This window comes from Pseudomonas sp. (assembly GCF_026224925.1).
GTDB lineage: Bacteria > Pseudomonadota > Gammaproteobacteria > Pseudomonadales > Pseudomonadaceae > Aquipseudomonas.
Map to the genome: position 1 here is coordinate 1 of NZ_JAMFRV010000423.1, position 6,287 is coordinate 6,287.

Consider the following 6,287-nt stretch of genomic DNA (forward strand, 5'->3'; position numbering starts at 1 on the left):
GTCATTGCCCTCGGATTGATGCTGTTGGGCCTGTTTATGTTCCGCCGTGCCGCGCCGGAAATGGTGGACGTGTTATGAGTCTGTTAACCGTAAATAATCTGGGCAAGGCTTATCGCGTCTACGCGTCTGAATTCCAACGTATTGGGCGTTGGTTTGGGCTACCTACCAAGCCCACCGAAGAGCACTGGGTGCTTAAGCACATAAGCTTCTCCATAAAACCTGGAGAGGCGATAGGCATTGTTGGGCAGAACGGGGCAGGTAAATCAACACTGTTGAAGATGATTACTGGAACCTTGCAGCCGACGGAAGGCAGCGTTCAGGTTAACGGGCGCATCGCTGCGATTCTTGAGCTGGGCATGGGTTTCACTCCGGATTTAACCGGCCGCCAGAACGTATTTCACGCCGCAGGCCTGATGGGGTTCAGTGCTGGGCAAATTAACGGGGTCATCGATGAAATCGAGGCCTTTGCGGAAATCGGAGAGTATTTCGACGAGCCCGTGCGTACCTACTCCAGTGGCATGCAAATGCGAGTCGCTTTTGCCGTAGCGACTGCAATACGTCCCGAAATACTTATCGTTGACGAAGCGCTATCGGTGGGTGATAGCTACTTCCAGCACAAAAGTTTTGATCGTATCCGTGACTTCCAACAGCAAGGCACCACCTTACTCATCGTTTCCCACGATCGAGGCTCGATTCAAGCACTGTGCAACCGTGCGATCTTGCTTGAAAAAGGTGCCGTGATTAAAGATGGCAAGCCTGAAGAAGTCATGGACTTCTACAATGCTTTGATTGCTGAAAAAGAGAACGCAACTGTCCAGGTTCGTGAGCTGGAAGACGGCTCTATGCAGACTCGCTCCGGGAGCGGGGAGGCGAGTATTGAATCCGTCACATTGCATAACGCTGCCGGCGACTCGATTGAGTATGCATCGGTCGGCGAAAGTGTTTCCTTGCGCATCACCACAAAGATCAACAGCGCGATTCCAGAGCTGGTAGTTGGCTATCTGATAAAAGACAGGCTAGGCCAGCCGGTATTCGGTACCAACACTCACCACTTGGGCTGCAAAATCGACAGCCTAGACGCGGGTGAAACCGTCAGTTATTCGTTCAGTTTTGCGGCGAATTTAGGGGTCGGGTCCTATTCCGTGGCTGTCGCGCTACACACAACGGACAGTCATTTATCGCGTAATTATGAATGGGTGGATTTAACCCTTGTGTTTAACGTCGTCAATATTTCCCAAAGCTCGTTTGTAGGGCTGGCCTGGATTCCACCGAGCGTGGAGTGCAGCCGATGAGCATTCCGTTCTATCGTGCTTTTGAAGACCGCTATCGCGGTTCGCGGGAGTTGATTCAGGAGCGGCAGCAGGTTTACGTGCCTTTTCTTGAGCCTCTTAAAACGCTGTATCCGGAGTGCAGAGCACTTGATCTGGGTTGTGGCCGTGGGGAATGGCTGGAAATATTATTGCAGGCGGGCTTCACTCCGTTGGGCGTCGATATTGATGGCGGAATGCTTGAAGCTTGCCACGCGTTGGGGTTGCCGGTTCAAGAGGGTGACGCACTTCAAGTCCTGAAAAACTTGCCGGATGAAAGCCTGACGGTTGTCTCAGGTTTTCATTTCGCAGAACACATTCCCTTCGACGATTTGAAGGTACTGGTTGCTGAAACCCTTCGTGTACTAAAGCCCGCCGGATTGCTTATCCTGGAAACACCCAATGCGGAAAACCTGACGGTAGGGACTCAGAATTTCTATCTGGACCCAACTCACGAACGCCCAATACCTCATCTGCTTTTGAGTTTCTTGACAGAATATTCCGGGTTCAATCGCTCTCAATTGCTTCGCCTCCAAGAGTCAGCAGCGCTGGCCGCTGGTGGGTTAGTTGATTTGATGAGTGTCTTGCACGGGGTCAGTCCGGACTACGCGATCATTGCGCAAAAACAAGCATCCCCCGAACAATTGGAAAAATTCGACGCTGTTTTTGATCGAAGTTACGGCTTATCGCTTGAGGCACTCGCCCGACGTTATGATGCTCAGCATTTGGGGCGGCTAGAGCAGGCTGACGCTAGCACGATTGGATTGCGTGATCATCTGTATCAGGTTGAGCAGCACGGCCAGCAACTAGAGATCGTTGTGCATGAGTTGGGTGGGCGTAGCGATAGTAATCACGCAGAAATGAAAGCCCAGCTACGTGAGATAGGTTTGCGGGCTGATTTGGCGGAAATCCGTTACCAAAATGTCCAGCTGATGCAAGAAGATGCCATCAACCGTGCCAAAGAGGCCGATATACGCTTAAATGCTGCGTTTGCGAATATTGAAAAGATCCAGGTTCAAATGGGAAAGTTGCTTGAAGAAAAGACGAGTCGGGAAAACCTTGAGCAATTAAACGTGCAGACGCAGTTACAAGAAATTACTTCCCGTTTGAATGAGTCGTTGAGCAATGCGCACCATTGGTGGCAACAGGCAAAGGCCAACGAGGCGAAGATCGCGGTTCTGGTGAATAGTAAGTCTTGGCAAATTACCCAACCACTACGAACCTCAATGGCCATATTCGCTGGGACGGGAGGTTTTGCATTGCGCGTAATCAAACGCATCACGCGCCCGATTCTCAGCTGCTCAATGCATTTTGTGTTGGACCGACCCGGTTTGCGGCTCCGCATCCGTAACAAGATCAAGTCTCACCCCGTCCTGTTTGGGCGTATGAGGCAGTTCGCTTTGCATCAAGGAATCATGCAGCCCTCGCCAGACGAAATAGTTCCTGTTGTGGTGGCGACTGAGGCCTCTGAAGATGGATTCCTGTCTGCAAGCCCAAGGGTCGCGCGTATTTACTCTGAATTGAAGCTGGCATTTGAGCGCAAGGAATACCGCTGATGCGTATTGTTATTGATCTACAGGGCGCACAGTCTGAAAGTCGTTTCCGTGGTATTGGCCGTTATTCTCTTTCGTTGGCGCAGGCCATGGCGCGAAACGCAAGCGACCATGAGGTTTGGTTGGCGCTCAACAGTTGCATGCCCGAAAGTATTTCCGATATCAGAGCTGCATTTTCCGGTCTGATTCCGGAGCACCGCATCCGTTTGTTTGACGTGCCGGATGAAGTAAGTCCTACTCCTTGGATGGCACGAGCCTGCGAGGTGGTCCGCGAAACGTTTTTAAGCACGCTTGAGCCAGACGTTGTTGTTGTAAGCAGTCTGTTCGAAGGTTATTGGGCGAACGCGGTTACGTCGATCGGCGCAATCCCAACCAAGTATCAGACCGCAGTGATTTTGTATGACCTGATCCCGTTCATGAACAAGGAGGTCTACCTCCCCACACCAGAGCTCCAGGATTATTACTATCGCAAAATCGACTGGTTGAAAAACGCTGATGCTTTGTTAGCCATCTCTGATTCGTCGCGTCAGGAAGCAGTCACGTTTTTAAATATAGACCGGGCCAAAATAGCCAATATATCAGCCGCCATTGGTGATCAATTTGTCCCTAATCCGGTTGACTTGGTTAAAAGCACAGCAATCCTTGATCGCTTGGGAATACGGACCGAATTCATCCTTTATGCTCCGGGTGGTTTCGACCCGAGAAAGAATTTCGGTCGTCTCCTGGATGCCTACAGCACTCTACCTGCGGCGTTAAAGAGCAAGCATCAACTGGTTATCGCCAGCAAGTTGCATCCTCAGCAACGAACGGAACTGCTTGTTCTGGCGGAAAAATACGGAGTCAGTTCCACCGAGCTGGTCCTTACCGGTTACGTAAATGACAGCGACCTGATCGCGTTGTATTCATTGACCAGGCTGTTTGTTTTCCCATCTACCCATGAAGGCTTCGGTCTTCCGGTGCTTGAGGCGATGGCCTGCGGTGCTGCGGTGATTGGTTCGAATTGCAGTAGTGTTCCGGAAGTCATTGGATTCGAGGAGGCGTTATTTGATCCTCTTTCGACGCAGTCCATAGCAGCGAAGATGATTGAGGCGCTGGATGATGAAAGTTATCGTGCCCGGTTAATTGCTAATGCTGCTGAACAATCGACAAAATTTTCTTGGGATGAATCGGCAAAAAAAGCTATCGCGGCTTTGGAACGAATGGCTCTTACTTCCGCTCCAGATGTTCTAGGCTTCGAGGCTCAGACACTGCAAAAGCGCCTGCTAGGACTGCCAGGCAATCCGCCTACCGATGTTGAATTATTCAAGCTGGCAAAAAGCATCGCCTTTAACTTCACCGTCGTTGAAGAACGACAGCTTCTGCTGGACGTTTCTAGCATCGTTCACAGTGACGCAAAATCGGGTATTCAGCGGGTCGTGCGTAGTCTGCTTCATGAGTTCTTGAGTGCGCCCCCCGCGGGCCTCACCGTCCGTCCGGTGTATTTTGCTGACGGAAAATACTATTACGCGAATAGCTTCGCCTCACGTATCAACGCTCAATTCCCTGAGACGATAGACGCAGCAATCGACTACGCCCAAGACGATATTTATTTATCTTTAGATTTGAATATGCACTTGGCCAGCCAGCTATATCCGCTGCACCATCGAATGCGTCAAATGGGCGTGCAGATAAATTACATCGTTTACGACCTCCTGCTCTTCCACCGCCCTGATTGGTGGCTTGCTCCTAATGCCGAGCTCTTCAACGATTGGCTGAGCAAGATCAGCATGGTCGCGAGCAATCTGATTTGTATCTCGGGTGCAGTGGCAAGTGAGCTCCAGATATGGCTGTCGTCTCACACGGATAAGTGTGCAGGCAACAAGCCAGCGGTAAAAAGTTTCCACCTAGGCGCAGATATAAATAACAGCCTGCCCTCTCTCGGCTTGCCAGATGATGCGGGACATTTGTTGAGTAATCTCTCGGAAAGGCCGAGTTTTTTGATGGTGAGCACCATAGAGCCCCGAAAGGGCCATGCTCAAACGTTGCTTGCTTTTGAAACTCTGTGGGACGAAGGCCATGCAATAAACCTGGTTATCGTAGGTAAAAGAGGCTGGCTAGTTGACGATTTGGTCGCTCGGCTGGAGGTTCACCCGGCAAAAGGACAGACACTTTTCTGGCTGGAAGGTATTAGTGATGAGTATCTTGAGAAAATCTACTCAGCAGCGACCTGTCTGATCGCAGCCTCCGAAGGCGAGGGCTTTGGTCTTCCATTAATCGAGGCGGCTCAGCACCATCTGCCAATGATCGTTCGCGACCTTCCCGTTTTTCGGGAAATAGCTGGTGAGCACGCGTTTTATTTTGACGGTATGTCAGGTATCGACCTGGCTAAGTCCATCAATGCTTGGCTGGAATTATTCGATCGCGGTGATCACCCCACATCCATGACGATGCCTTGGTTGACGTGGGAAGAAAGCGCCAAGCAACTGCAAGCAGTGTTGATTTGAAGCGACAAATTTCAAGTCGCGTTTGACCTATTAATAGACTGAGACCAGCAGGTAGAGTGAAAAATGACCATCGGCCAACAAGACCAAATTGAGACAGGTATAAATGACGCTGTGGAGATGGATGGGCACAGCAAAATAGCAGTCTTAATACCTTCGTATAAAGTGATCGCCCATATCCTAGGTGTGATCGCGGATATTGGCCCTGAAGTCGAACGAATCTATGTAGTCGATGATTGCTGCCCGGAAGGTTCTGGCGCATTCGTGGAGCAAAACTGTACCGATCCTCGGGTCGTGGTACTGCGTAATCCCGAGAATCAGGGCGTTGGCGGTGCTGTGATGACTGGTTACAAGGCGGCTATCGAAGATAATATGGATGTTATTGTCAAGATTGATGGCGATGGCCAAATGGACCCAGGACTTATCATGAACTTCGTGAATCCAATCCTTGAAGGGGAGGCGGATTATACGAAGGGTAATCGGTTTTTCGATCTGGAAGAAATAAGGGCAATGCCCAGAGTTCGACTCTTCGGCAATGCTGTCCTTTCCTTCATGACAAAATTTTCTTCAGGGTACTGGGACCTATTTGATCCAACCAATGGCTATACTGCGATACATCGAGACGTTGCCAAGCATTTGCCGTTGAATAAAATTAGCCGCCGCTATTTTTTTGAGACCGATATCCTGTTCCGGCTCAATACTCTTCGCGCAGTTGTAGTGGATATCCCTATGCATGCAAAATACGGTGATGAAGTAAGCAATTTGAAAGTTTCCCAAGTCGTGGGTGAGTTTTTCGTTAAGCATGTGCGTAATTTTAGCAAGAGAATTTTTTATAATTACTATTTGCGAGACATGTCGCTGGCATCAATTGAACTTCCAGTAGGCTTGCTAATGTTAGTTTGGGGGCTTGTTTTCGGTGCTACACACTGGGTCAGCTCGATGTACAC

General features: G+C 50.0%; 4 protein-coding genes and 1 pseudogene. All 5 read left to right on the top strand.

Annotation, left to right across the window (positions count from 1 at the left end; all coding sequences use genetic code 11):
- Positions 1-78: pseudogene (locus tag M0974_RS18300) on the top strand (ABC transporter permease); the annotation flags it as partial.
- The gene (locus tag M0974_RS18305) at positions 75-1,292 is read left to right on the top strand and encodes an ABC transporter ATP-binding protein (protein WP_297839802.1); all 1,218 of its coding nucleotides are present in this window, start codon (positions 75-77) and stop codon (positions 1,290-1,292) included. The pseudogene M0974_RS18300 and the gene M0974_RS18305, both read left to right, overlap by 4 nt.
- Positions 1,289-2,863, top strand: a complete 1,575-nt coding sequence (locus M0974_RS18310) for a bifunctional 2-polyprenyl-6-hydroxyphenol methylase/3-demethylubiquinol 3-O-methyltransferase UbiG (RefSeq protein WP_297839796.1) — start codon at positions 1,289-1,291, stop codon at positions 2,861-2,863. Before M0974_RS18305 ends, M0974_RS18310 begins: the two co-directional genes overlap by 4 nt.
- Positions 2,863-5,343, top strand: a complete 2,481-nt coding sequence (locus M0974_RS18315; RefSeq protein WP_297839799.1) for a glycosyltransferase family 1 protein — start codon at positions 2,863-2,865, stop codon at positions 5,341-5,343. Before M0974_RS18310 ends, M0974_RS18315 begins: the two co-directional genes overlap by 1 nt.
- Positions 5,344-5,460: 117 nt before the next feature.
- On the top strand, positions 5,461-6,287 hold an 827-nt coding region (locus M0974_RS18320; protein WP_297839805.1), incomplete at its 3' end, for a glycosyltransferase family 2 protein.